Below are 25,610 nucleotides of genomic sequence, written 5' to 3'. Positions count from 1 at the left end.
CTCTTTTTGCCCGCGTTTGGGCTCACGATAAGGACTTGGTCCATGAAACAGCTCCGTTACCTGATGCTCGCAGCGGCCGCGCCGTGCCTGTCTGTGCAGGCAGTTGAAGTTTCGCCGGGGGATTACGAAGTGCTGCCGGCGGATAAAACCATCGGAGTGGTGTATTACCAGCACTCCACTACCGACAGTGCCTACGCCCAGGGCCACAAGGCCAGTTCGGACTTCAACCTGACCTCCGACGTTGGCATCCTGCGTTTGCTCCACGTTTATAAACTGACCGACCGGCTGACCATCGAGCCGCAGTTTCTACTGCCGTTCGGCCACGTTTCCAGCGGCGGTGACGCCTCGGCGCTGGGCAGCACCAGCGGTATCGGCGACCTCATCCTGACCGCGCCGCTCAAGTACCGCTTGAATGAGGCCAACGACACCGTTGGCGCCACAGTTTATTTGATCGCCCCGACCGGTAACTACGACCGCAAAGACGCGCTCAACCTGGGCGAGAACCGCTGGAAGGTCGACTTGCAGGCGGCGTACATCAAGCACTTCGACGAGAAGTGGGCGGTCGACGTGGTCGGTGATGCGATCTGGTACGGCGACAACGACGACTTCGGTGCCAACTCGGTTCGCCGTGAACAGGACATGTCCTATGCAGCGCAGTTGATGGGGCGCTACATCATCGACCCGGGCACGTCCCTTGCCCTTGGTTTTGGCCACACCTGGGGTGGTGAAAACAAAATTGATGGCATTTCCCAGGATGACCGCGGCGAGACCACCAACTTCCGCGTCACCGCCACCAAGTTCTTTACCGCTCAGGACCAGCTGCAGATGCAACTGGGGCGTGACCTCGCGGTAGAAAATGGCCCGAAAGAGAACTTCCGTCTGAACCTCAGGTATGTCCGGGTCTTTTAACCGCCTGCATAACCTCGGCCGTAATGGAGCATTCACATGACTGACCAAAACCCATCCATCGAACAACAACCTTCGCTGTACACCCGCCTGGGCGGCTACGACGTGATCTACCAGTTTGCCGGTGCGGTATTGCGCAAGACCATGGCCCACCCGGCGATTGGGCATATCTGGGCGCATATGTCCGAGTCGACCTTTCAGAAAGAGCACATCAACTTTGTCGACTTCCTCTCCCAGCACTGGGGCGGCAGCGCCAAGTACCGCGGCCGCGACATGGTCACCGCCCACCGTGGCATGGGCCTGACCGAGGTGCACTGGCAAGCCACGCTGGACTGCCTGGAAGAATGCTACAACGACTACAACCTGGCGCCGGAGCTGCGCAAAGAGGTCAACGACTTTTTGGTCAAGTTCAAGCCGGCGGTGATCGGCAGCCCGTCCTACCGCGACGTGGTGCTGGCCAACCCTGAAATGGACCCGGCCAAGGGCATGAAGAGCGTTGGCGTGGTCTGGCCCGCGCGCGATGAAGCGCCAGCACAGGCAGCGGTACCCAGGCTCGAGTCGTAACACCGCTCGGCCACTTAGGGGCCCAGCACCTGGCGCAAGGCAGTCCTTCTCAACCAAGCGACTGTCCTGCTCAACCAAGTGCCGCCCGCATGCTGGCGCTAGTGTCCTGTCTCGGAAATAAGCTGTTCACTTTTGGCGGCGTCTTGGGCGCCCGGCCTGCGTTGCCACTCCTCGCCATAGCCCTGCTATGACTCGTCGCGGCGCCTTGGCCGAACACCCAAGCCACTCGCCAAAAGAGAACGTATTTCCGAGACAGGACACTAGCTTAGTAGCAGGCCCAGCCAAGGCGGGCCTCTCGCATAGCCATTTGCCAGGCCCTGAGGCCTGGCATCGGAAACAGGACACACCATGGCCATCACCCGCCCGACGCTCGAACAACTGCAGGCCCTCGCCACTCGCCTGCATCTGCAACTGACCCCCGAGCAAGCCAGCGAATACCTGGCGCTTATGCAGCCCAGCCTGGACGCCTACGACTTGGTCGACGAGTTGCCCGACTTCACCCCGCTGGTGCGCTACGAGCGCACCTCCGGTTATCGCCCGTCCAGCTGCGAAAACCCGCTGAACGCCTGGTACTACCGCACCGAGGTGATGGGCGCCAGCTCAGGGAAGCTGCTCGGTAAAACCGTTGCCCTGAAAGACAACATCTCCCTGGCCGGTGTGCCGATGATGAATGGCGCCGCGCCGCTGGCCGGCCATGTGCCAGCGTTCGATGCCACCGTGGTGACCCGTTTGCTCGACGCCGGGGTGACCATCCTCGGCAAGGCCACCTGCGAGCACTACTGCCTGTCCGGCGCGAGCCATACTTCGGACCCGGCCCCGGTGCACAACCCACTGCGTCCGGGCTTCAGCACCGGTGGCTCGTCGTCGGGCAGTGCGGCGCTGGTGGCGGCTGGCGAAGTCGACCTGGCAGTGGGCGGTGATCAAGGCGGCTCGGCGCGTATTCCTGCGGCGTGGTGCGGCATTTATGGCCTGAAGCCGACCTTCGGCCTGGTGCCGTATACCGGGGTGATGGCGGTCGAGGCGACCTTCGACCATCTCGGCCCGATGACCAACAACGTGCGCGACAACGCTCTGATGCTGGAAGTGATGGCTGGCGCCGATGGGCTCGATCCACGCCAGGGCGCGCCTGAAATCGACGCTTACAGCCACTACCTTGATCGTGGCGTGGACGGCCTGCGTATCGGCATCCTTCAGCAAGGCTTCGAGCTGGCCAACCTCGACCCGCGGGTTGCCAAGTCGGTGCGCAGCGCCATCACTCAGTTTGAAGCGTTGGGTGCGCTGGTCGAGGAAGTCTCGGTGCCCGAGCACGCCCTGGCTGGCGCGTTGTGGGGCCCGATCGGCTGCGAAGGCCTGACCATGCAGATGATGCACGGCAACGGTGCAGGCTTTAACTGGAAGGGCCTGTACGACGTCGGCCTGCTCGACAAACAGGTCAGCTGGCGCGCCCAGGCCGACGCCCTCTCGCCTTCGCTCAAGTTATGCATGCTGGTCGGCCAGTTTGGCCTCGACCACTACCACGGCCGTTACTACGCCAAGGCGCAGAACATCGCCCGCTTCGCCCGCGCCGGTTACGACAAGGCGCTGGAGCAATACGACCTGCTGGTGATGCCGACCGTGCCGATCATCGCCCAGCCGCTGCCGAAGGCAGATTGCTCGATCACCGAGAACGTCTCGCGGGCATTGGAAATGCTGGGTAATACCGCCGCCCAGGACATCACCGGCCACCCGGCCATGTCCATCCCCTGCGGTTTGGTCGACGGCTTGCCCGTTGGGCTGATGCTGGTCGGCAAGCATTACGCCGAGGGCACCATTTACCAAGCGGCGGCGGCATTCGAAAGCGCGGTGGACTGGCGCACGCTGTAAGCAAACGCCAGCCGCTACGCCCCGGCAACACAACAACTAGAACAGCAACATCATTCAACAACCGCGCTGAACGAGAGGAGTAATCCCATGACGGCAACATCAACCCCGGGTGAGCGAGCGCGGGCACTCTACGCAGTGCTCAAGAACAAGGACCTGATCCCCGAAGGCTATATCGAGCAGCTCACCCAGCTGATGGAACACGGCTGGAGCCCGGACAACGGCGCGCGCATCGTCGCCAAGGCCTGGGTCGATCCGACCTTCCGCGAGCTGCTGCTCAAGGACGGCACCGCCGCCTGCGCGCAGTTCGGTTTCACCGGGCCGCAGGGCGAATACATCGTTGCCCTGGAAGACACCCCAACGCTGAAAAACGTGATCGTCTGCAGCCTGTGTTCGTGCACCAACTGGCCGGTGCTGGGCCTGCCGCCCGAGTGGTACAAGGGCTTCGAATTCCGCGCGCGGCTGGTACGGGAGGGGCGCACGGTATTGCGCGAGCTGGGCACCGAGTTGCCGGAACACGTGGTGATCAAGGTCTGGGACACCAGCGCTGAAAGCCGTTACCTGGTGCTGCCACTGCGGCCAGCGGGGTCCGAGCACATGAGCGAAGAGCAGCTACGCCAACTGGTCACCAAGGACGTGCTGATCGGCGTCGCCCTGCCGCGTGTTGGCTGAGCAACACGCCCAACCCCCTACCCTTGCGGAGTGTTCAAAATGGATGGCTTTCACGATCTCGGCGGTTTCCAGGGCTTTGGCAAAGTGCCCCACCGCATCAACAGCCTCAGCTACAAGCAGGTTTTCAAGCAGGACTGGGAGCACCTGGCCTACAGCCTGATGTTCATTGGCGCCGACCACATGGGCAAGTTCAGCGTCGACGAAATCCGTCATGCCGTGGAGCGCATCGATGTGCGCCAGCATGTCGGCACCGAGTATTACGAGCGCTATGTCATCGCTACCGCCACCCTGCTGGTCGAGACCGGCGTCATTACCCAGGCAGAACTGGATGAGGCCCTCGGCTCGCACTTCAAGCTGGCCAACCCGGCCCGTGCCCAAGGTCGTGAGGCGATCACCGGCCGCCCGCCATTTGAAGTCGGCGACCGGGTCATCGTGCGTGATGAATACGTGGCCGGGCATGTGCGCATGCCGGCCTATGTGCGCGGCAAGCAAGGCGTGGTGCTGCACCGCACCACTGCGCAGTGGCCGTTCCCGGATGCGATTGGCCACGGCGACCGCAGCGCAGCGCATCAACCGACCTACCACGTCGAGTTCCGGGTAAAAGACCTGTGGGGCGATGCCGCCGACGATGGACTGGTGGTGGTTGACCTGTTCGAGAGCTATCTGGACAAGGTCGACAGCCCGCGAGCGGTGCACGCATGACTGCCCGCGCCCAGGCAGGCCGACTGCCGGTGACGGTCCTTTCCGGCTTCCTCGGCGCGGGCAAGACCACCCTGCTCAACCATATCCTGCGCAATCGCCAGGGTTTGAAAGTGGCGGTGATCGTCAACGACATGAGCGAGGTCAACATCGACGCCGCCGAGGTGCAGCGTGATGTAACGCTGCACCGTGGCCAGGACGAATTGATCGAGATGAGCAACGGCTGCATCTGCTGCACCCTGCGCGCCGACCTGCTCGAGCAGATCAGCGCACTGGCGCGCCAGCAGCGTTTTGATTATCTGCTGATCGAGTCCACCGGCATCTCCGAGCCGATGCCGGTGGCCGAGACCTTTGCCTTTCTCGACACCGAAGGTTTCAGCCTCAGCGAACTGGCGCGGCTGGACACCTTGGTCACCGTGGTTGATGCCAGCCAGTTTCAGGCGTTGCTCGACTCGCCGGAAACCGTCGAGCGCGCCGACGTTGCTGCGCCGCGGCGCCCGTTGGCTGACCTGCTGATCGAGCAGGTCGAGTACGCCAACGTGATTCTGGTGAACAAGTGTGACCTGATAGAGGACGCGCAATACCAGACGCTGCGAGCGGTGCTGGCCGGGCTCAATCCCCGGGCACAGATTCTGCCGGTGGTGGCTGGCAATGTGGAACTGTCGAGCATCCTCGGCACCCAGCTGTTCGACCTGCCCAGCCTGGCGGTCGCGCCCGGTTGGATGAAGCAGATGGACGCCGACGACACTCCGACCGCCGAGTCGGACACCTACGGCGTGACCTCGTGGGTCTATCGCGAGCGCGCCCCGTTTCACCCGCAACGCCTGCTCGAATTTCTCTCCCGCCCGTGGAGCAATGGCCGCCTGCTGCGCAGCAAAGGCTACTTCTGGCTCGCCAGCCGCCACCGCGAAATCGGCCTGCTGGTGCAAAGCGGCAAGCAGTTCCAGTGGGACTATGTCGGCCATTGGTGGAACTTCATCGACCCGTCGCAGTGGCCGCAGGACAAGTACCGCCTGCAGGGGATCATGGCCAAGTGGGACAGCGTCGTCGGCGATTGCCGGCAAGAGTTGGTGTTCATTGGCCAGGACCTGGATACCGCAACGTTACAACGCGAGCTCGATCACTGCCTGTTGAGCGCAGACGAAATCGCTACCGGGCCATCGGCCTGGCCAGCACTGCCCTGGGCGAGCAGCTTTGACAGCCTCGCCTTGTCGACCAGCCAGGCGCAGGTATTGCCGGCTGCTGCCGCTATCTAGTTGGAGATGTAGCCATGCTGTTTTTCGATCGCACCAGTCGCTGGATACTGGCCCCCCTCGCCGACCGCCTCGACCAGCCCGACCAGCCGAGTACGCCGCTGTCATCGCGCAACCCGCTGCTGCGGCGCATCCTCACCGGCGTCGAGCAGCTGCTGCAGGAGCGGCGCGCGCTCAAAGAGCAGGCACGCGAACTCGCCGCGCAGGTGAGCCAACTGCAACAGCACCTGGTTGATCGCGACGAACGTGCGCAGCAGTTGCAAGCGCGCTGGACGCTGATCACCGAAGGTGCCGATGCGTTGTTCTGGCAACTGCATCTGACTGCCACAGGCACGCCTGCGCCAACGTGCGCGATGCACTGGACGGGCTCCGCCTCGATCCATGCACCGCATCTGCCCGAGCTGGGTCAGTGGCACGACCAGTTGCATCCGGCTGATCGCCACGCCCATCAGCAAGCACTGGCCCGGCACCTCGCCGACCGCAGCGGCCGCACACAGTTTGAGCTGGACCTGCGCATGAAATTCACCGCCGGCGGCGACTATCGCTGGTGCCGGGTCAGCGGCAGTTCGCTGCGTGACAGCAACGGCGTTGCCATCGCCACAGCGGGTACGCTGCGGGACATCCATGAGCAACAGCTGCACATTCAGGAGCTGGAGCTGGCCGCCGAGCGTTTTGACATTTCCCGCGAGATGCTCCACGACGGCCTGTGGGACATCGAAGTCGTCGCGGGGGACCCGGCTAACCCGAGCAACACCATCTGGTGGTCGTCGCAGATGCGCCGGCTGCTCGGCTGCACCACCGTCGAAGAATTCCCCAACACTCTGGAAAGCTGGACCTCACGCCTGCACCCCGACGACAGCGCCCGCGCCATCGCGGCGTTTGTCGCCCATGTCGACGATCGCAGCGGCAACACCCCGTTCGATGTCGAGTACCGGCTTCGCCACCAAAACGGCGCCTACCGGTGGTTCCGCGGTCGCGGGCAAACCCGCAGGGCTGCGGACGGCGCGCCGTTGCGGGTAGTCGGGGCTATAACTGATATTCATGCTCGGCATGAGGAAAGCACCATCCGTGAGGCACAGGCGCAACAGCATCAGGTGATGCAGGAAACCCTAGGCAAATTGACCCACATCGTCGCCACCATCCAGGGCATCGCCAGCCAGACCAACCTGCTGGCCTTGAACGCCGCCATCGAAGCCGCCCGTGCAGGCGAAGCCGGGCGCGGTTTTGCGGTGGTAGCCGACGAGGTGCGCAAACTCGCAACCCGTACAAGTCAGGCAACTCAGCAAGCCGCGCAGATGATCGACAGCTGACCCGCGCAAGCGCCGCGTTAGATGTTCCAGCCAGGAAGCGCTCGGGTGGAAGGCCACCAATGCACCTTTCAGAGGCAGGTGTAATGGCTCGACACCTACGCTGATGCTGCGTTCAGCACCAACAGTGTGAAAGCTGTGAGAAAGTCTGGAAAAGTGGGATTCGGGATCGTGATGCTCAGGAATGTCACCAGACTCCAGAGCTACGCCACCAACTTTTGGGGCTGCGCTTGTCGGCGACGGGACGCGAAGCGGCCCCAATATTCAGGCGCCAGGTCGATAGCTGCTAGCAATAGCCAAGCATATCTCCCACCTACGCTGCCTTCGATAGATCGCCCCTTCCTAACGTGAGTCATTAGGCAGCACATCCATCACAATCCGCAGTAAACCAGTAAAAGCGACGCTAATAATGGGGGCCCAGATGGGGGAGCCAAAACGCTTAGGCACAAAAAAGCCCCGAAAAATCAGGGCTTTAATGAGAATTAGTGGCGGAAGCGTAGAGATTCGAACTCTAGGATAGTTGCCCATCGACGGTTTTCAAGACCGTTGCCTTAAACCACTCGGCCACGCTTCCAGCTCGTTTTGCGGCGGCCATAATACCGTAATGAAACAAGCTGTCAAACTCTCTGTGTCGCGGGTTGCGGCAGCTCTGGTATGCTCTGCTCACTTACGTTTCAATGCCGAGGGTCCGAGACCCCGGCCCATCACCCAATCTAAGGAGTGTCGCCATGCGCGAACAGGATTACGCCGTACACCAGGGCCAACAGGTCGAGCAGCAGGAGATCAGCAAGGTCCTGCGCAACACGTACAGCCTGCTGGCACTCACCCTCGCCTTCAGCGGCATCATGGCCTTCGTCTCGCAACAGATGGGCTTCCGCTACCCCAACGTATTCGTCGTGCTGATCGGCTTCTACGGCCTGTTCTTCCTCACCGCCAAGCTGCGTGACTCGGCCTGGGGCCTGGTGTCCACCTTCGCCCTCACCGGCTTCATGGGCTTCATCCTCGGCCCTATCCTCAACCGCTACCTGGGCATGAGCGGCGGCGCCGAAGTGGTCAGCTCGGCCTTCGCCATGACCGCCCTGGTATTCGGTGGCCTGTCGGCCTACGTACTGATCACCCGCAAGGACATGAGCTTCCTCAGCGGCTTCATCACCGCCGGCTTCTTCGTACTGCTGGGCGCGGTAGTTGCCAGCTTCTTCTTCCAGATCAGCGGCTTGCAACTGGCCATCAGCGCCGGCTTCGTGCTGTTCTCGTCGGTGTGCATCCTGTTCCAGACCAGCGCCATCATCCACGGCGGCGAGCGTAACTACATCATGGCTACCATCAGTCTGTATGTATCGATCTACAACCTGTTCGTCAGCCTGCTGCAGCTGTTCGGCATCATGGGCCGTGACGACTGATCGCGTCGCTGCCCCTGTGAGAGAGCCCGCTTCGGCGGGCTTTTTTGTGGGCGTTCGAATATCGCGGATGGCCTACGCATCCTCTGTGAAAGCAACTGCCTTGCGCTGACTGTTCCGGCCTCATCGCCGGCAAGCCGGCTGCAGGTACGGCACTGACCTGAAGTTCAGGCAATCCCTGCGGGAGCGGGTTTACCCGCGAAGCTGGCTGCGCGATTGATGGCACGGGCTGCGCCCGTGATCGCGGGCAAGCCCGCCCTCATGGAACAAACTACAACTCTTTGATTTAACACGGTCCCTGTGGGAAGCGGCCTTGCCGGGGCGCCGTCCGGTCGAGATGGGCTGCGCAGCAGCCCCGGCAATTTTGCATGAGGCCGAGGCCTTGGGGCCGCATCGCGCCCCATCTCGACCGGACGGCGCCCCGGCAAGGCCGCTTCCCACAGAGACCGTGGCGCATCTACGAGACCAGTTCTCTGCGCGACAGCGCAGCCCGAAAGGGCTGGGTGATCCCCTACAGGGGACCACATACGGCCTGAAAAACTGGACCCTAAAGTCAGCTTGTTCGCCGATCATGCCGACATCTGCCCTGCCCCTACCCCAATCGGTTTTCTGCCCGTAGAATGCGCTCCTTTTTTCTGCCGGGGCAGCATTTTCCAATGAGTTCACATGAACACGAGCCAGGCGCGGCAGCGCCTGCCAACGAACTGGTACTGGGCCTCGAAGACAAACCGCGCCCGCTGATCGGCCTTTTGGCTGCACTGCAGCACCTGCTGGCGATCATCGTGCCGATCGTCACCCCGGGCCTGCTGATCTGCCAGGCGCTGGGCGTCTCGGCGCGCGATACCAACCTGATCGTGTCCATGTCGCTGGTCATCTCTGGCATCGCCACCTTCGTGCAATGCAAACGCTTCGGCCCGTTCGGCGCCGGGCTGTTGATCGTGCAGGGCACCAGCTTCAACTTCGTCGGCCCGCTGATTGCCGGTGGCGCGCTGATGGTGCAGCAAGGCACGCCGGTTGAGGCGGTGATGGCGGCCATCTTCGGTGTGGTGATCGCCGGTTCGTTCGTCGAAATGGGCGTGTCGCGCATCCTGCCCTTCGTCAAACGCCTGATCACCCCGCTGGTGACCGGCATCGTCGTGCTGATGATCGGCCTGACCCTGATCAAGGTCGGCCTGATCAGCATGGGCGGCGGCTTCGGCGCCATGCAGAACGGCACCTTCGCCAACGGCGAAAACCTGCTGCTGTCGGGCGCCGTGCTGGCGGTCATCGTCATCCTCAACCGCGTGCCGGTGGTGTGGATGCGCAGTTGCGCCATCGTCATCGCCCTGGCCGTGGGCTACGCCCTGGCCGGCTACCTGGGCCGCCTGGACTTCACCGGCATGCACCAGGCCGCGCTGTTCCAGGTACCGACCCCGCTGCACTTCGGCCTGGGCTTTTCGTGGGCGCTGTTCATCCCGATGCTGGTGATCTACCTGGTGACCTCGCTGGAAGCCATCGGTGACGTCACTGCCACCAGCAAGGTGTCGCGCCAGCCGGTCGAAGGCCCGGTGTGGATGCAGCGCATCAAGGGCGGCGTGCTGGTCAACGGCGCCAACTCGCTGCTGGCCGGCCTGTTCAACACCTTCCCCAGCTCGATCTTCGCCCAAAACAACGGCGTGATTCAGCTGACCGGCATCGCCAGCCGCCATATCGGTATCTGGATCGCCGCCATGCTGGTGCTGCTGGGTCTGTTCCCAAGTGTCGCCGGGGTGATCCAGGCGGTGCCAGAGCCAGTACTGGGCGGCGCAGCCATGGTGATGTTCGGCGCGGTGGCGGCCTCGGGCATCAACATCCTCGCCAGCACCCGCCTGGACCGCCGTGCGCTGCTGATCATCGCCGTTTCGCTGGCCCTGGGCCTGGGCGTGGCGCAGGTGCCGGAGTTCCTCGCGCACATGCCGGCGGCCATCCGCAACGTGCTGGAGTCGGGGGTCGCCACCGGCGGCATCTGCGCCCTGGTGCTCAACTGGTTCCTGCCCGAGAGCAAAGGCCAGCACTGAGCCCGGCCTGCCCGAGGCGAAGAGCCCGCGCCCACCCGCGCGGGCTTTTTGCTTTATCATGGCGGCATTCTTTTGCACGAGTTCCCGATGAAATTCGCCATTGCGGTCTTTTCTCCGGCCCATGCGCCCTCCTCGCGTCGCGCCCTGCGTTTTGCCGAGGCGGTGCTGGCCGGCGGGCATGACATTGCCCGCTTGTTCTTCTACCAGGACGGGGTGCACAGCGCCTCGGCCAACGTCGTCACGCCCCAGGACGAGCTGGATGTAGCCGCCCAGTGGCGCGAATTCGTCAACCAGCACCGCCTCGATGCCGTGGTGTGCATTGCCGCCGCCCTGCGCCGCGGTGTGCTCAACGACGAAGAAGCCAACCGCTACCAGCGCCCGGCGGTGAACCTGCCGATACCCTGGGAGCTGTCCGGCCTTGGCCAGTTGCACGAGGCCGCGCAAATGGCCGACCGCCTGGTTTGCTTTGGAGGTGATTGAAATGGCCAAGTCCTTGTTGATCATCAGCCGCCAGGCGCCCTGGGCCGGCCCGTCCGCACGCGAGGCGCTGGACATTGCCCTGGCCGGCGGCGCCTTCGACCTGCCGCTGGGTATGCTGTTTCTCGACGACGGTGTGTTCCAGCTGGCCGCCGCGCAGCAGCCCGATGCGCTGCAACAGAAGAACCTCGCCGCCAACCTGCAGGCCCTGCCGATGTTCGGCGTGGATGAATTGTTCGCCTGCGCCCACAGCCTGGCCCGGCGCGGCCTGGCTGGCGAGGCGCTGAACCTGCCGGTCGAAGTGCTCGACGACGATGCACTGAAAGCCCTGATGGCCCGTTTCGACCAGGTGGTGACGCTCTGATGACGACCCTGCATGTAATCACTCATTCGCCGTTCGGCGACGAGCGCCTGGCCAGCTGCCTGCGCCTGCTCGGCCCGCAAGACGCGCTACTGCTGTGCGGTGACGCCACCTACGCGCTCAAACCCGGCAGCGAACCGCTGCGCGCGCTGCAGGCCGCAAGCCTCGACGGGCGGCTGTTCGCTCTGGCCGAAGACCTGCAAGCCCGCGCCCTCGACGCCACCGCGGCCAAGGCCGTGGACTACCCCGCCTTCGTCGAGCTCACCCTGCACTACGACAAGGTCAACAGCTGGCTATGAGCACCCTGACTGTCGGCGAGCGCGCCATCGCCCTGGACAAGGACGGCTTTCTGGTCGACCTGCAAGACTGGTCGCACCCGGTAGCCGAAGCACTGGCCGAGCGCGAAAGCATCGCCCTCACCGCCGAGCACTGGGAAGTGCTCGAGGTGCTGCGCCAGTTCTATGCCGAATACCAGCTGTCACCCGCCACCCGTCCGCTGATCAAGTACACAGCGCTCAAGCTGGGTGCGGACAAGGGCAACAGCCCGCACCTGAACCGTCTGTTCAACGGCACCCCCGCCAAACTGGCCGCCAAGCTGGCGGGCCTGCCCAAGCCGACCAACTGCATATGACCGAGCCCTCCGTGAACGAAGCCCGCCCGCTGACCCTGGAAACCCCGGCCGAACACCCCTTCGCCGAATTCGTGCGCATTCTCGGCAAGGGCAAGCGCGGCGCACGCGGCCTGACCCGCGAGGAGGCCCGCGCCGCCATGACCCTGCTGCTCGAAGGCAAGGTCGAGGACACCCAGCTGGGTGCCTTCCTCATGCTGCTGCGGCACAAAGAGGAAAGCGCCGAGGAGCTGGCCGGCTTCACCGAAGCCCTGCGCAGCCACCTGCATGCGCCGAGCATCGCCGTGGATCTGGACTGGCCGAGCTACGCCGGCAAGAAGCGCCACCTGCCCTGGTACCTGCTGGCGGCCAAGTGCCTGGCCGCCAATGGCGTGCGCATTATGATGCACGGCGGCGGCGCCCACACCGCCGGCCGGCTCTACACCGAGCAACTGCTGAGCCTTCTGGACATCCCGCTGTGCCGCGACTGGGCCAGCGTCGAGCAGGCCCTTGCCAGCCGCCAACTGGCGTTCTTCCCGCTGCAGGACTGGGCACCGCAACTGCAGCGCATGATCGACCTGCGCAACACCCTCGGCCTGCGCTCGCCCATCCACTCACTGGCCCGGGTGCTCAACCCGCTGGGCGCGCGCTGCGGCCTGCAGAGCATCTTCCACCCCGGCTACCAGGCGGTGCACCGCGAGGCCAGCCGCCTGCTCGGCGACCACGCCGTGGTCGTCAAAGGCGACGGCGGCGAAATCGAAATCAACCCGGATGTCATCAGCCACCTCTACGGCACCTCGGCCGGCGAAGCCTGGGACGAAGAATGGCCGGCCCTCAGCGCCCAGCGCCATGTGAAGCCGGCCAGCCTGCAGCCCGAGCACCTGCTGGCGGTATGGCGCGGCGAAGCCGAGGACAGCTACGGCGAACTGGCCGTGGTGGCGACCATGGCCCTGGCCCTGCGCGGCCTGGGTCAGGATCGCGAGCAAGCCTTCGCCACCGCCCGTGGCTACTGGGCCGCCCGCAAAAACATCGAATAAACCGATAAAATCACCGCAGACTTTGCGCTATTTATTCGAACGTTTTTCTCTAGACTGAGCTCCAACGACAAACCACTTTTGTTCCGAGGAGCTTCACCATGGGCCTTTTGATCGACGGCCGCTGGCACGACCAGTGGTATGAAAACGGCAAGGACGGCGCTTTCAAGCGCGAGAACGCCCAGCGCCGCAACCCGCTGCCGGCACCCGAGGCCGGCCGTTACCACCTGTACGTGTCGCTGGCCTGCCCATGGGCCCACCGCACCCTGATCGTTCGCGCCCTCAAGGGCCTGGAGCCGCTGATCGACGTGTCGGTGGTGAGCTGGCTGATGGGCGAGCACGGCTGGACCTTCGACCAACAGGACGGCTCCACCGGTGACCACCTCGACGCCCTGCAGTACCTGCACCAGCGCTACACCCAGGATGACCCCAAGTACACCGGCCGCGTGACCGTGCCGGTGCTGTGGGACAAAAAAGACAAGCGCATCGTCAACAACGAGTCGTCGGAGATCATCCGCATCTTCAACACCGCGTTCAACGAGCTCACCGGCAACACCCTGGACCTCTATCCCGAGCCCCTGCGTGCCACCGTCGACGCCCTGAACGAGCGCATCTACCCGGCGGTGAACAACGGCGTGTACCGTGCCGGCTTCGCCACCACGCAAGAAGCTTACGAGGCAGCGTTCGACGAGGTGTTCAACGAGCTCGATCACTTGGAACAGCTGCTGGGCCGCAACCGCTACCTGGCTGGCGAGTACCTGACCGAAGCCGACGTGCGCCTGTTCACCACCCTGGTGCGTTTCGATGCGGTGTACCACGGCCACTTCAAGTGCAACCTGCGCCGCCTGAGCGACTACGTCAACCTGTCCAACTGGCTGCGCGAGCTGTACCAACTGCCGGGGGTCGCGGCCACGGTGAACATGGAGCACATCCAGAAGCACTATTACATGAGCCACAAGACCATCAACCCCAACGGCATCGTGCCCAAGGGCCCGCTACAGGACTTCAACCAGCCCCACGACCGCGCACGCTTGCCGGGCAAGGGGATCTGGCAGGCCAGTTGATTGAAGGCCCCGCGATCACCGGCGTAGCCGGTGCCATCGTTTTATCGCAGAGCAAGCCCGCTCCCACGCTGACCGTCGACGTCAATCGCGCATGAACCCGCCATCCACATCCATGATTTCCCCGGTCACGAACCCCGCCTCGGCCGACGCCAAAAAGCACACCGCTGCCGCAATATCGCGCGGCGTCCCTGCGCGCCCCAGCGGCATCTGCGCCAGCACCTGGGCACGGGCCTGTGGCGCCAGCACGCTGGTCATCTCGGTATCGGTCAGCGCCGGCGACACCGCGTTCACCGTGATGTCGTAAGGCCCCGCCTCCCGCGCCAGGCCCTTGGTCAGGGCGATCACCGCGCCCTTGGCCGCCGCATAGCAGCTGTTGCCCAACAACCCGCCACCACGCTTGCCGGCCACCGAGGCGATATTGATGATGCGCCCGCCACGCCGGGCCATCATGCCCGGCAGCACCGCCTTGGCGCAGAAGAACACGCTGTTCAGGTCGATGGCCATCACCCGGTTCCACTCCGCCGTGGTCAGCTCCAGCAGCGGCGCGGTGGACACTATCCCGGCATTGTTCACCAGAATGTCCACGCCCCCCAGCAGCGCCTCGACCTGCTGCACCATCGCCAATACCTGGGCTTCATCGGCTACATCCACCCCCACCCCGACCGCTTCAACGCCCTGCTCGCGCAACTGCGCCGCTGCCTGCTCGGCCGCTACCGGGTCCAGGTCACACAGGGCCACCCGCGCCCCGCCATACCCCAGCGCCGCTGCAATGGCGTGGCCGATACCCCGGGCAGCGCCGGTGACCAGCGCGGTGCGCCCGGCCAGGGTGAAGTTCAGTGGAGCGTGCACGGCAGTGTTGCTCATGGTGTTTTCCTTATCTTGGGCCGTAGCCGGTCGCGCCCCCTGCTCGGCAGAGGGCGTGGTTCGAAGATGGGGATTAGCTGAAGGTCAGGCGGTGCCGCAGGCGCCCAGCGCCAGCTGCTCCTTGAGCGGCGGAATGTCCAGCCGGCGCATCACCCGGTACAACGAGGGCCGGCAGATGCCCAGTTCACGGGCGGCTGCCGACATGTTCCAGCGGCAGGCCTGCAGGGTGTCGAGCACATCGCTGCGCTCATCGCCCTGCACGGCCTGGCGGCGGATCGGGGTGATGTTGGCCGGCAAGGCCGCAGGCGCCTGGCACTGGCCAAGAAAGTCCGGCGGCAGGTCGCCACGCTGGATGCGCGCGCCGTCCATCACCGCGCAGGCGTAACGCACCACCGCGCGCATCTGGCGCAGGTTGCCCGGCCAGGGGTGGCCGAGCAGCAACGCCCACACATCACTCAATACCTGACGCGGGTCGCAGCCGGGCAGCTCGTAGGCAACCATGTTGCACAACAGCTCGCCGCGGTCGCTGCGTTCGCGCAGCGCCGGCAGGTGCACCACGCCCGTGGCGATGCGGTAGAACAAGTCTTCACGAAAACTGCCGTCGGCCACCCGCGCGGCCAGGTCCTGGTGGGTGGCGCACACCAGCGCAAAGTTCACCGGCACGCTGCGCTCGGCGCCCAGCGGCGTCACCTCGCGCTCGGCAATCACCCGCAGCAGGCGGGTTTGCTGCTCGAACGGCATGTCGCCGATCTCGTCGAGAAACAAGGTACCGCCGTCGGCCTGCTGCACCTTGCCCTTCTTGCCGCCAGGCAGCGCGCCGGAGAAAGCGCCGCGGGTATAGCCGAACAGCTCGCTTTCGATCAGCGTCTCGGGGATGGACGCGCAGTTCAGCGCCACCAGTTGGGCAGCGCGGCGCTGGCTGTGGGCATGCAGGGCACGGGCGAGGATCTCCTTGCCGGTGCCGGTCTCACCACGAATCATCACGGCGATGCCGCGCTCCATCAGGCGCAGCGCACGGCGAAAGGCCTGGCGCACCATCGGGTCGCTGTCGTGGGCGATATCGCATTCGGCAATGGCAGGCAGGCAGGGGCGAACGGGGTCGATCAGAGCGGTCATCAGCGTCACCTTTTTCTTGTTCTATAGCTTGTGACTATGTCGGCGGGCAGCGCTTGTGGCGCGGCCGGGGCCGAAGGGGCGTTGCAGGTTCACATTAGGGAGGCGCAGTTATATTTTCCAATACATAATCCAGCATCGACTGATACCTTTGAGAGCATCATGATCGAACTTCGCCACCTGCAATACTTCCGCACCCTGGCCGAAACCCTGCACTTCGGCCGCGCCGCCGAACGCCTGCACATCAGCCAGCCGCCGCTTTCACGGCAGATCGCCCTGCTGGAAGAAGAACTGGGGGTCAAGCTGTTCGACCGCTCACGCCGGCGGGTGGAGCTGACCGAGGCCGGCCAGCGCTTCTACCTCGACACCGGCACCGTGTTCGCCGCCTTCGAGCAAGCCAAGCGCAACGCCCTGGCAGCGGCGCGGGGTGCGGCCGGCGAGCTGTCGGTGGGGTTCATGATGTCCACGGCCTACAGCATCACCCCGGCCATCACCCGGCGCTATGCCGCGCTGTACCCGCAGGTGAACCTCAAGCTCACCGAAACCCTGCCGCTGGACCTGGCCCAGGACATCAGCAGCGGCAACAAGGATGTGGCGATCATGTACCGCCCGCAGGACTGCACGGGGCTGGAGACGGTGACGCTGTACCGCGAGGAAATGACCCTGGTGCTGCCCCCCGGCCACCGCCTGGCCGAACAGCCTTTGGTGGAGCCAATAGAGCTTGCCGGCGAGACCTTCATCATCGTGCCCCGGCGCATCGCCCCGGCGCTGCACGACATGATCTGCAACTACTGCCTGCAGCATGGCGTCACGCCCAACATCGGCCTTGAGATCAACATGCAGCAAACCATCGTCAACCTGGTCGGCGAAGGCCTGGGGGTGGCCATGGTGCCGCGCTCGATGCGCAACATGCGCCTGGCCAGCACCAGCTTCCGCCCGCTGCGCGCAGCGCCGGTGATCGAGGTGGTGGCGGTGTGGAAGGCCGACAACCACAACCCGTGCATCGCCACATTCGTCGAGGCGGCGTTGCAGGTTGGCGAGCAGGCCACGCGGGAAGACGAGGCGCGGCGGTTGGCAGAAGACTGAACCGCACACGCTCCTACAGATACAGCACCTGATTCAGGTTCTGCGCAATCCTGTGGGAGCGGGCTTGCCCGCGAAGCAGGCGACGCGGTGACTGGCACCGGCTGCGCCGGTGTTCGCGGTGGTCCGGCACCCCGGCAAGCCCGCTCCCACAGGGATCGCGCCAGCTTTTAGAAATTGAGCAAGACAGTTGCTCCTGCAAAAGGAACCGCGTTTGGGGTTGAATCAGATCTCCAGAATACCCGACGCCATGAACCCGCCATCCACCGGGATCACATGCCCGCTGATGTACGACGCATCCTGCGACGCCAAAAACGCCACCGCCCCGGCCATCTCCGCCGGCGTGCCATAGCGGCGCAGCGGCACCGCCCGGGCATACGACTCGCGGGTGGCCGCCGAATGCAGGCTACGGGTCAGCGGGGTATCAACCGGCCCCGGCGCAATGCCGTTGACGGTGATGCCATGCTCGGCCAGCTCGATCGCCATCTGCCGGGTCAGGCCGATCACCGCCGCCTTGGAAGTGCCATAGGCGGTGCGGCCCATGCTGGCGCGCATGCCGCTGATCGAAGCGACGTTGATGATCCGCCCCCAGCCCTGCTCGCGCATCAGTTGCGCCGCCTGCTGGCTGCACAGCAAGGTGCCGGTGAGGTTGATGTTCATCAAGCGCTGCCAACCCTCAAGCTCAGTCTCGAGAAACGCCTGGGTCCGGGCGACACCGGCGTTGTTCACCAGTACATCGCAGCGCCCGCAGCGTTCACGCAGGGTGGCGAACAACCCGGCGATGGACGCCGCGTCACCAATGTCGATGGCCAGGGCCAGGGCGTCGATGCCCTGGGCGTGCAGCCCGGCGACCATCTCCTGCGCCGCACCCAGGTTGATATCGGCCACCACCACGGTGTGGCCGTCGTGCCCCAGGCGTTCGGCAATGGCCGCGCCGATGCCCATGGCAGCACCGGTCACCAGGGCCACACGTCCGTGGGCAGGTACCGGCAAAGTCGTTTTCGCAGCTTGGCTCATGTCAGGTGCTCTCTTAGAGGAAACCGATGGAAATCCACGGGAAACAGGCAACGATCACCAACGCCACCAGCAGCGCGCCGAGGTAACCCCAGACGCGGCGGATAACGTGGTCGGACGAGGTCTTGCTGATGGCGCAGGCGGCATAGAAGCCCACCCCCAGGGGCGGTGCGAACAGCCCCACGCCCATGGCCAGGATCACCACCATGGCGTAGTGCACCGGGTGGATGCCCAGCAGCTCGGCCAGGGGGAACATCAGCGGGCCGAACAGCACGATGGCCGGGATGCCTTCCAGCACGCTGCCAAGAATGAGGAAGGTGAGGATGGTCACCACCATGAAGCCGATGACGCCGCCGGGGATGTCCTCGATCAGCTCCACCAGCGACTGCGAGAAGCCCGACTGGGTCAGCGCCCAGGCCATCGACGAGGCCATGCCGATGATCAGCAGAATGGCACCGGACAACGCGGCGGCCTCCAGCAGCATCGGGTACAGCCGGCGCCACTCGATATGGCCCATGAACAGGTGCATCACCAGCCCCACCAGCACCACGTAGGCCACGCCGATGGTCGACACCTCGGTGGCGGTGGCCGCGCCTTCCAGCACCGCCACGCGAATCAGCAGCGGCAGCGCCAGCGCCGGCAAGGCGATCAGGAAGGTCTTGCCCACCCGCGACATTGGCGCGCGCTCGATGGCCGGCGCGTCGTCCTTGCGCGAGCGCCACCAGCACACCGCGGCAATCGCCAGGGTGGCGACCACCGCCGGCATCAACCCGCCGATGAACAGCGCGGTAATCGACACACTGCATACCGCGCCGATGGTGATCAGCACCAGGCTTGGCGGGATGGTCTCGGTCATCGCCCCGGTGGCCGACAACAGCGCTGCCAGCTCCTCAGGCTTGGAGCCGCGGCGCTTCATCTCGGGGAACAGTGCCGGGGCCACGGCAGCCATGTCGGCCACCTTCGAACCGGAAATCCCCGACACCAGAAACATCGCCCCCAGCAGCACGTATTGCAGGCCGCCGCGCACATGGCCCAGCAGCGAGGCCATGAAGTCGATCAGCGTGCGGGCCATGCCCGACAACTGCAGCACCACCCCCAACAGCACGAACAGCGGCACCGCCAGCAGCACCATGTGCGACATGCCCTCGTCCATGCGCCCCACCACGATCGACAGCGGCGCGTGGGTGGCCAGAGCCAGGTAGGCCATGGTCGCGGTGCCGAAGGCGAAGGCGATGGGGATGCCGCCGAACACGCAGGCGCCCAGCAGCACCAAAAAGAACACCACCAGGTTGTAGTTGCCCATGGCCGCCAGCAGCGGCTGCGCCAGCCACAGCGCCGCCGCCACCGCGCCGACCACCGCCAGCCCGGCCATGAACTGGCGCACCGTCGAATAGCGCGCCATGCGTGCCACCGCCGCCAGCAGCATCAGCACCGCGCCCACCGGCAACGCCGCGGCGCGCACGCCGTCAGGGATGCCCAGCGCCGGGGTGGTGATCCACATCTGCTCATGGGAATGCTGCATGGCCGGCCCGATGATCATCGCCACGAACAGGCAGACGATCAGCGCCGACAGGGTTTCGCTGAAACCACGCCAGGCGGCGGGCAGCTTGTTGACCAACGCCGACATGCGCATGTGCTCGCCACGGTCCAGCGCCAGCACGGCGCCGAACATCGCCAGCCAGATGAACAGCGACGAGGCCAGTTCGTCGGACCAGATCAGCGGGCTGTGCAGCACGTAACGGGCAATCACCCCCGCCAGCAGCACGAAGGTCTCGATCACCATCAGGGCAACCGCAATCACCCCCACCAGGCGCATGGTCCAGGTATTGAGGCAGATCAGCACCCGGGCCGGCAGGCGCTGCGAAACGGTGGAGGCCGGTAGCGCAGGGGCGCGCATCATGCCAGCTTCCCGGAGTACTGCTCGAGAATCGCCCAGGCCTGGTCGCCGAACTTGTCGTGCCAGTCGGCGTAGTAGTTGGCGCTGCGCAGCTTGTCGCGAAACGCATCGGCGGGGGCTTCGACCAGCTCCAGGCCCTGCCCTTTCAAGGTGTCGCGGGTGCTGCCCTCAAGCTTGGCGAGGTCCTCGCGCTGGCCCATCACAGCGGCGTCGATATGCTTGCGCAAAATCGCCTGCATATCCGCCGGCAGGCGGGCGAACGAGGCGCTGTTGCCCAGCATCCAGAAGCCGTCCCACACATGGTTGGTCAGCGAGCAGTACTTCTGCACCTCGTACAACTTGGCCGAGGACACCAGGGTCATGGGGTTCTCCTGGCCTTCGACGATGCGCGTCTGCAGCGCCGAGTACACCTCGGCGAAGTTGATGCTGGTGGGCGCCGCCTCCAGCGCGCGGAAGATCGACATGATGATCGGGCTGGGCGGCACCCGCAGCTTCATGCCGCGCAGGTCGTCGGGGCTGGTGACCGGCCGGGTGCTGGTGGTGGTCACCCTGAAGCCGTTGTCCCACATGCGGTCGAAGGCGAACAGGGTGCCGGTCTTGGCGATTTCGCCGCGCACATGCTCGCCCAGCGCGCCGTCCATGGCGCTCCATACCTGCTGGTAGTCCTTGAACGCAAAGCCCACCGCGCTGATCTGTACCGAGGGCACCATGGTGCCGAGAATCACCGGCGACAGCGAAAACAGGTCCACCGCCCCCGAGCGCACCTGGGCCAGGGTATCGGTGTCGCTGCCCAGTTGGCTGCTGGGGAACACCTGCACGCTCAGCGCGCCGTTGGTTTCTTCCTTGATGGCCTTGGCCATGGCCCGGGCGCGCACGTTCATCGGGTGGCTGATGGGCAGGTTGTTGGCGAACTTGAGTTTGAAGTCGGCGGCGCGGGTGCTGGGGCTGTAGAAACCCAACCCGGCGGCAGCGACCGCGGCCGATGCCACGGAGGCCGTCTTGATGAAGGAACGGCGGGTGAAATCGCTCATGAAGCTCTCCTGACCTATTTGTTCTTATTGATCGAGTGGGATACGGCGATGGTGTCAGTGACATAGCAATAGGGGTGCCACCCTGGGCCAAGCCGGCACGCAAGCGGCTACACAAGCCAAAATCAGCGTCTAAGTCATTGATTTAAAAGGCCCTGGTTAATAGACGCAGCGGTGTATCAAATTGTGTTCAGAGCACGTCGGTGCCGCCCGCGGTGTAACAGGTGTCTCCCTGGACTGTCGCCCGGCCGCCCAGGGCGACACCTGTAGCAGCGCAACTGCTACCGCCCGACACCCGGCGAATGCCCACAAAACCACGGCGCAGAGGGCTTGCCAAGCGCCTGGCACCGTTCTTGCCATCGACCTCGCAAACCCATCGAGCGAGGACATACCCTCATGGATGCACCCCTGATCAGCGGCTGGTACCACGCACCCTTCGGCAAGTTTCCCGACATCGACGCCGAGCAGATGATGGCCGACGCCGCCATCGGCGCCCTCACCCATGCGCGGCTGGAGCCCGGGCAGATCGACTCGGTTCATGTCGGCCATTTCAACGCAGGTTTTGTGTACCAGGACTTCCCTTCGGCGCTGCTGGCCAACCACCTGCCGCAGCTGCGCTTTACCCCGTCGGTACGGGTGGAGAACGCCTGCTCCACAGGTTCTGCGGCCATTCACTCGGCCTTGCAGGCGGTCCTCAGCGGGCAGTCGCGGCACGCACTGGTGGTGGGCTTCGAGAAAATGAACGGCCTGCCCACCGCCGAGGTTGGCAAGATCCTGCTCAAGTGCTGCTACGCCCGTGAAGAAGCCGAGGTCGAGAACGGCTTCGCCGGGGTGTTCGGCAACATCGCCAGCGCCTACTTCGAGCGCTACGGCGACCAGTCCGACGCGCTGGCCATGATCGCCGCCAAGAACCACGCCAACGGCGCGCTCAACCCTTACGCGCACATGCGCCGCGACGTCGGCTACGACTTCTGCCGCACGCCTTCGGACAAGAACCCCTTCGTCGCCGGCCCGCTCAAGCGCAGCGACTGCTCGCTGATCAGCGACGGCGCTGCGGCGCTGGTGATAAGCCGCGCCGACCAGCGCATCGCTGGCCAGCCGGCGGTGCGTTTTCGCGCGGCGGTGCAAGCCAACGACTACCTGCCGCTGTCGCGCCGCGACCCCACGGTATTCGAAGGCGCGGCGCGGGCCTGGCAGCAGGCCCTGGGCCAGGCACAGCTGACCCTGGCTGATCTGTCGCTGGTGGAGACCCACGACTGCTTCACCATCGCCGAGTTGCTGGAATACGAGGCCATGGGCCTGGCCGAGCACGGCCAGGGCGCGCGGGTGATTGCCGAGGGCATCAGCCGCAAGGATGGCCGGCTGCCGGTCAACCCCTCCGGCGGGCTCAAGTCCAAGGGCCATCCGATCGGCGCCACCGGGGTGTCGATGCACGTGATGGCGGCCATGCAGCTGTGCGGCCAGGCCGGCGACATGCAACTGCCCCGCGCCGACCGCGCCGGGGTGTTCAACATGGGCGGCGCGGCTGTGACCAACTACGTGAGCATTCTGGAGGGGGTGTGATGGGCCTGCAGAGCGTTACCAGCACCACATTCCCTGTGGGAGCGGCTTCAGCCACGAACACCGGCGTAGCCGGTGCCAGCCACCGCGTTGCCTGCTTCGCGGCTGAAGCCGCCACAGGGGGCAGTGTGCAGCCCCTGGCCGGAATGAAATCAAAGACTTTGAAGGAGCTACACCCATGACCGGCATCGACAACGTGATGAACCTGGGCGAACTGCTCGCCCAGGTGGCCCGCCGCCTGCCCGACCAACCCGGTTTCATCCGTGGCACGCAAAGCGTCAGCTGGCGCCAGCTGCTGCAGCGGGTCGACAGCCTGGCGGCCGCCCTGCGCGCCCGCGGCTTGCAACAAGGCGACCGGCTGCTGGTGCACTCGCGCAACAATCTGCAGCTGTTCGAAAGCGCCTGGGTGGCGTTTCGCCTGGGCGTGGTGTGGGTGCCGACCAACGTGCGCATCACCCCGCCGGAGGCCGCCTACCTGGGCAGCTCCAGCGGCGCGGTGGCGATGCTCTACGATGAAGGCTTCGGCCATTACGTGGACGCCGTGCGCGACGTGTCGCCAGCCTTGCAGACAGTCATCGCCATCGGCGCCCCGCGCCCGGGCGAGCTGGGCTACGACGCCCTGCTGGACGACGGCGCGCCACTGCAGGCGGCGTTCCGCCCGGCCGAAGTGCGCTACCACGACCCGCTGTGGTTCTTCTACACCTCCGGCACCACCGGCCACCCCAAGGCCGGCGTGCTCACCCACGGGCAGATGGCCTTCGTGGTCAACAACCACCTGGCCGACCTGATGCCGGGCTTGAGCCAGCAATCGCGCTCGCTGGTGCTCGCACCGCTGTCCCACGGCGCCGGCATCCACGCCCTGGTCAACGTCGCCCGGGGCGCAGCCAGCGTGCTGCCGGCCGGCGAGCGGCTGGACTGCGACGAGGCCTGGCGCCTGGTGCAGGAGCACCGCATCGACAACCTGTTCACTGTGCCCACCATCGTCAAGATGCTCACCGAAGACCCGGCGGTGCAACGTTACGACCACAGCAGCCTGCGCCAGGTGATCTACGCCGGCGCGCCGATGTACCGCGCCGACCAGTGCCACGCCCTGCGCACCTTGGGCAAGGTGCTGGTGCAGTACTACGGCCTGGGCGAAGTCACCGGCAACATCACCGTGCTGCCGGCCGACTGCCACGATGCCGAGGACAGCCCCCAGGCCAAGGTCGGCTCGTGCGGTTACCCGCGCACCGGCATGCAGGTGGCGATCCTCGACGAGCAAGGCGTGGAGCTGCCCACCGGCACTGACGGCGAGATCTGCGTGCGCGGCCCGGCGGTGTTCGCCGGCTACTACAACAACCCCGAGGCCAACGCCGCGTGCTTCCGCTTCGGCTGGTTCCACACCGGCGACCTTGGCCATGTGGACGAGCAGGGTTACCTGTTCATCACCGGCCGCGCGTCGGACATGTACATTTCCGGCGGCTCCAACGTGTACCCGCGGGAAATCGAGGAAGCCCTGCTGACCCACCCGGCGGTCAACGAAGTGGCGGTGCTGGGCATGCCCGACGAAAAATGGGGCGAGTGCGGCTATGCGGTGATCGTCACCACCGGCGAGGTCAGCGACGAGCAATTGCTGGCCCACCTGGAGCCGCGCCTGGCGCGCTACAAATGGCCCAAGCGCTTCGTGCGCTGGCACGACATGCCCAAGTCCGGCTACGGCAAGATCGTCAAGAAGCACATTCGCACGCTGCTCGAAGCGGGCCAGGAGCAGCCGGCATGACCCCGCACTTCGAAACCCGTGGCGGCGTGCGCCACTTCATCCACGGCGGCCAGCCGCAACAGCCGCGCCTGCTCGACTGCGAGGTGGCCCACGGCGAAGAGCTGCGGGTGGAGCTGCCGCTGGCCTGCAACGTCGCCGAAGGCCTGCTGGCCGCGCTGCAGGGCCGCCGCTACCAAAGCGCGGTGGGGCGCATTTTGTGTGGCGGCGCCGCGCACCTGAGCTACCACCGCATGGTCACCACCAGCGATGCCCAACGCCCCTACGACTACGGCCAGCCAGTGGTGCTGGACGGCTACATCACCTTCATCAGCGGCGCCCTCACGGTCGGCCGCGATGCTGCCGGCGCCCCGCTGCTGCATTGCCACGCAGGCTTCATCGACCGCGACGGCCAGCAGCATGGCGGCCACCTGGTGCTCAACCGGCTGATCGTCGGCAGCGAGCCGCTGGTGATCCGCCTGTGCCTGTTCGACCAAGTGGCCTACCAGGTAAAGCCGGACGCCGAAACCCAGTTCAACCTGCTGCACCCTGTGCTCAAGGAGGCTTCATGACCCTCGCGCAACCCTTGCTTGAAACCGAGGTGCAAAGCGGCCAGCTAGGCCGTTTGGTGGTGGCCCGGCTCAAGCCCAACGAAGACATCATCGACAGCGCCGAAGCCCTCTGCGCCAGCCACGGCATCACCTGCGCGGTGGTGCGCGGCGGGCTGGGCAGCCTGATCGACGGCGAGCTGCACTACCTGGGCCGCCAGGGCATGCAGGGCATTCACGTGCCGGGCCCCGGGGTCGAAATCCTCAGCATCAGCGGCGAGATCGTCGCCGGGCAAAGCCGCCTGCAGGCGGTGCTGGCCGATGCCGACGGCAACCTTTTCGCCGGCCGCCTGCAACGCGGGCGCAACCTGTCGTTCATCACCGTCGAGCTGACCTTGCAGGAGTGGCTGCCCGATTGACCTGTACCACCGCCATCACCGGCAAGCCGACGCCTACAGGTGTCACCGCTCTTCTGTAGGAGCCGGCTTGCCGGCGATGGCGCCCCCTGCAATACCCCTCTCCCCTCAGGAA

24 protein-coding genes, 1 tRNA gene and 2 pseudogenes are annotated in these 25,610 nt (G+C 65.2%); 21 read left to right on the top strand and 6 right to left on the bottom strand.

The window, feature by feature from the left end:
• The first annotated feature begins 42 nt into the window (after window positions 1-42).
• From KSS93_RS13695 to KSS93_RS26955, 8 genes and pseudogenes are all read left to right on the top strand, one after another.
• Complete coding sequence (locus KSS93_RS13695; protein WP_063544291.1) at window positions 43-909, top strand: transporter; 867 nt, start codon at window positions 43-45, stop codon at window positions 907-909.
• Window positions 910-945: 36 nt separating this feature from the next.
• Complete coding sequence (locus tag KSS93_RS13690) at window positions 946-1,470, top strand: group I truncated hemoglobin (protein WP_217884566.1); 525 nt, start codon at window positions 946-948, stop codon at window positions 1,468-1,470.
• Between the two features lie 348 nt (window positions 1,471-1,818).
• Window positions 1,819-3,333, top strand: a complete 1,515-nt coding sequence (locus KSS93_RS13685) for an amidase (RefSeq protein ID WP_217884565.1) — start codon at window positions 1,819-1,821, stop codon at window positions 3,331-3,333.
• A gap of 87 nt (window positions 3,334-3,420) precedes the next feature.
• Window positions 3,421-4,002, top strand: coding sequence for a nitrile hydratase subunit alpha (gene nthA, locus KSS93_RS13680; protein ID WP_217884564.1), 582 nt, complete (start codon window positions 3,421-3,423; stop codon window positions 4,000-4,002).
• Between the two features lie 39 nt (window positions 4,003-4,041).
• Window positions 4,042-4,704, top strand: a complete 663-nt coding sequence (nthB, locus tag KSS93_RS13675; protein ID WP_217884563.1) for a nitrile hydratase subunit beta — start codon at window positions 4,042-4,044, stop codon at window positions 4,702-4,704.
• Window positions 4,701-5,957, top strand: a complete 1,257-nt coding sequence (locus KSS93_RS13670) for a GTP-binding protein (protein ID WP_217884562.1) — start codon at window positions 4,701-4,703, stop codon at window positions 5,955-5,957. Before nthB ends, KSS93_RS13670 begins: the two co-directional genes overlap by 4 nt.
• A 14-nt stretch (window positions 5,958-5,971) precedes the next feature.
• A pseudogene (locus KSS93_RS26730) lies at window positions 5,972-6,970 on the top strand (PAS domain-containing protein); the annotation flags it as partial.
• Window positions 6,965-7,255, top strand: a pseudogene (locus KSS93_RS26955) (methyl-accepting chemotaxis protein); the annotation flags it as partial. The pseudogenes KSS93_RS26730 and KSS93_RS26955, both read left to right, overlap by 6 nt.
• A 492-nt stretch (window positions 7,256-7,747) precedes the next feature.
• Here KSS93_RS26955 and KSS93_RS13660 read toward each other — a convergent pair.
• A tRNA-Ser gene (locus tag KSS93_RS13660) sits at window positions 7,748-7,835 on the bottom strand.
• Window positions 7,836-7,989: 154 nt separating this feature from the next.
• On the opposite strand from KSS93_RS13660, the gene KSS93_RS13655 reads away from it, so the two are divergent.
• From KSS93_RS13655 to KSS93_RS13620, 8 genes are all read left to right on the top strand, one after another.
• Entirely contained in the window at window positions 7,990-8,661 is a 672-nt protein-coding gene (locus tag KSS93_RS13655; RefSeq protein ID WP_217842994.1) for a Bax inhibitor-1/YccA family protein, read from the top strand.
• Between the two features lie 653 nt (window positions 8,662-9,314).
• Window positions 9,315-10,694, top strand: coding sequence for a nucleobase:cation symporter-2 family protein (locus tag KSS93_RS13650; protein WP_217884560.1), 1,380 nt, complete (start codon window positions 9,315-9,317; stop codon window positions 10,692-10,694).
• An 87-nt stretch (window positions 10,695-10,781) separates the two neighbouring features.
• Complete coding sequence (tusD, locus tag KSS93_RS13645; RefSeq protein ID WP_217884559.1) at window positions 10,782-11,174, top strand: sulfurtransferase complex subunit TusD; 393 nt, start codon at window positions 10,782-10,784, stop codon at window positions 11,172-11,174.
• A 1-nt stretch (window position 11,175) separates the two neighbouring features.
• The gene (gene tusC, locus KSS93_RS13640) at window positions 11,176-11,535 is read left to right on the top strand and encodes a sulfurtransferase complex subunit TusC (protein ID WP_217884558.1); all 360 of its coding nucleotides are present in this window, start codon (window positions 11,176-11,178) and stop codon (window positions 11,533-11,535) included.
• Entirely contained in the window at window positions 11,535-11,831 is a 297-nt protein-coding gene (gene tusB / locus KSS93_RS13635) for a sulfurtransferase complex subunit TusB (protein ID WP_217884557.1), read from the top strand. Before tusC ends, tusB begins: the two co-directional genes overlap by 1 nt.
• Window positions 11,828-12,163, top strand: coding sequence for a TusE/DsrC/DsvC family sulfur relay protein (locus KSS93_RS13630; protein WP_217884556.1), 336 nt, complete (start codon window positions 11,828-11,830; stop codon window positions 12,161-12,163). The genes tusB and KSS93_RS13630 overlap by 4 nt, the downstream gene beginning before the upstream one ends.
• A gap of 11 nt (window positions 12,164-12,174) precedes the next feature.
• Window positions 12,175-13,176: a glycosyl transferase family protein gene (locus KSS93_RS13625; protein ID WP_437182047.1), complete on the top strand. Its 1,002-nt coding sequence runs from the start codon at window positions 12,175-12,177 to the stop codon at window positions 13,174-13,176.
• A gap of 98 nt (window positions 13,177-13,274) precedes the next feature.
• The gene (locus tag KSS93_RS13620) at window positions 13,275-14,237 is read left to right on the top strand and encodes a glutathione S-transferase family protein (protein ID WP_217884554.1); all 963 of its coding nucleotides are present in this window, start codon (window positions 13,275-13,277) and stop codon (window positions 14,235-14,237) included.
• Window positions 14,238-14,318: 81 nt separating this feature from the next.
• Here the strand turns inward: KSS93_RS13620 and KSS93_RS13615 are convergent, their stop codons facing one another.
• Window positions 14,319-15,101: an SDR family NAD(P)-dependent oxidoreductase gene (locus tag KSS93_RS13615; protein ID WP_217884553.1), complete on the bottom strand. Its 783-nt coding sequence runs from the start codon at window positions 15,099-15,101 to the stop codon at window positions 14,319-14,321.
• 84 nt (window positions 15,102-15,185) lie between these two features.
• A complete protein-coding gene (locus KSS93_RS13610) occupies window positions 15,186-16,217 on the bottom strand; it encodes a sigma-54-dependent Fis family transcriptional regulator (RefSeq protein ID WP_217884552.1) in 1,032 nt (343 codons plus the stop codon).
• 159 nt (window positions 16,218-16,376) lie between these two features.
• On the opposite strand from KSS93_RS13610, the gene KSS93_RS13605 reads away from it, so the two are divergent.
• The gene (locus KSS93_RS13605; RefSeq protein ID WP_217884551.1) at window positions 16,377-17,300 is read left to right on the top strand and encodes a LysR family transcriptional regulator; all 924 of its coding nucleotides are present in this window, start codon (window positions 16,377-16,379) and stop codon (window positions 17,298-17,300) included.
• Between the two features lie 222 nt (window positions 17,301-17,522).
• Here the strand turns inward: KSS93_RS13605 and KSS93_RS13600 are convergent, their stop codons facing one another.
• The 3 genes from KSS93_RS13600 to KSS93_RS13590 are packed head-to-tail and all read right to left on the bottom strand — an operon-like array spanning window position 17,523 to window position 21,239.
• On the bottom strand, window positions 17,523-18,314 hold the full coding sequence (locus tag KSS93_RS13600; protein WP_217884550.1) for an SDR family NAD(P)-dependent oxidoreductase: 792 nt from the start codon (window positions 18,312-18,314) through the stop codon (window positions 17,523-17,525).
• A 13-nt stretch (window positions 18,315-18,327) separates the two neighbouring features.
• The gene (locus KSS93_RS13595; protein ID WP_217884549.1) at window positions 18,328-20,211 is read right to left on the bottom strand and encodes a TRAP transporter large permease; all 1,884 of its coding nucleotides are present in this window, start codon (window positions 20,209-20,211) and stop codon (window positions 18,328-18,330) included.
• Window positions 20,208-21,239, bottom strand: a complete 1,032-nt coding sequence (locus KSS93_RS13590; RefSeq protein ID WP_217884548.1) for a TRAP transporter substrate-binding protein — start codon at window positions 21,237-21,239, stop codon at window positions 20,208-20,210. Before KSS93_RS13590 ends, KSS93_RS13595 begins: the two co-directional genes overlap by 4 nt.
• Before the next feature lie 393 nt (window positions 21,240-21,632).
• On the opposite strand from KSS93_RS13590, the gene KSS93_RS13585 reads away from it, so the two are divergent.
• The 4 genes from KSS93_RS13585 (at window position 21,633) to KSS93_RS13570 (ending at window position 25,498) form a co-directional block, all read left to right on the top strand.
• Window positions 21,633-22,799: an acetyl-CoA acetyltransferase gene (locus KSS93_RS13585; protein WP_217884547.1), complete on the top strand. Its 1,167-nt coding sequence runs from the start codon at window positions 21,633-21,635 to the stop codon at window positions 22,797-22,799.
• A 175-nt stretch (window positions 22,800-22,974) separates the two neighbouring features.
• Entirely contained in the window at window positions 22,975-24,555 is a 1,581-nt protein-coding gene (locus tag KSS93_RS13580) for an acyl-CoA synthetase (protein ID WP_217884546.1), read from the top strand.
• Window positions 24,552-25,103 (top strand): PPC domain-containing DNA-binding protein, encoded by a 552-nt coding sequence (locus KSS93_RS13575; protein ID WP_217884545.1) that lies wholly within the window; start codon window positions 24,552-24,554, stop codon window positions 25,101-25,103. Before KSS93_RS13580 ends, KSS93_RS13575 begins: the two co-directional genes overlap by 4 nt.
• On the top strand, window positions 25,100-25,498 hold the full coding sequence (locus tag KSS93_RS13570) for a PPC domain-containing DNA-binding protein (protein WP_217884544.1): 399 nt from the start codon (window positions 25,100-25,102) through the stop codon (window positions 25,496-25,498). Before KSS93_RS13575 ends, KSS93_RS13570 begins: the two co-directional genes overlap by 4 nt.
• Window positions 25,499-25,610 lie beyond the last annotated feature (112 nt).

The sequence above is a fragment of the Pseudomonas xanthosomatis genome, assembly GCF_019139835.1.
Taxonomy (GTDB): Bacteria; Pseudomonadota; Gammaproteobacteria; order Pseudomonadales; family Pseudomonadaceae; genus Aquipseudomonas; species Aquipseudomonas fakonensis.
This window is presented reverse-complemented; position numbering and strand designations above follow the sequence as displayed.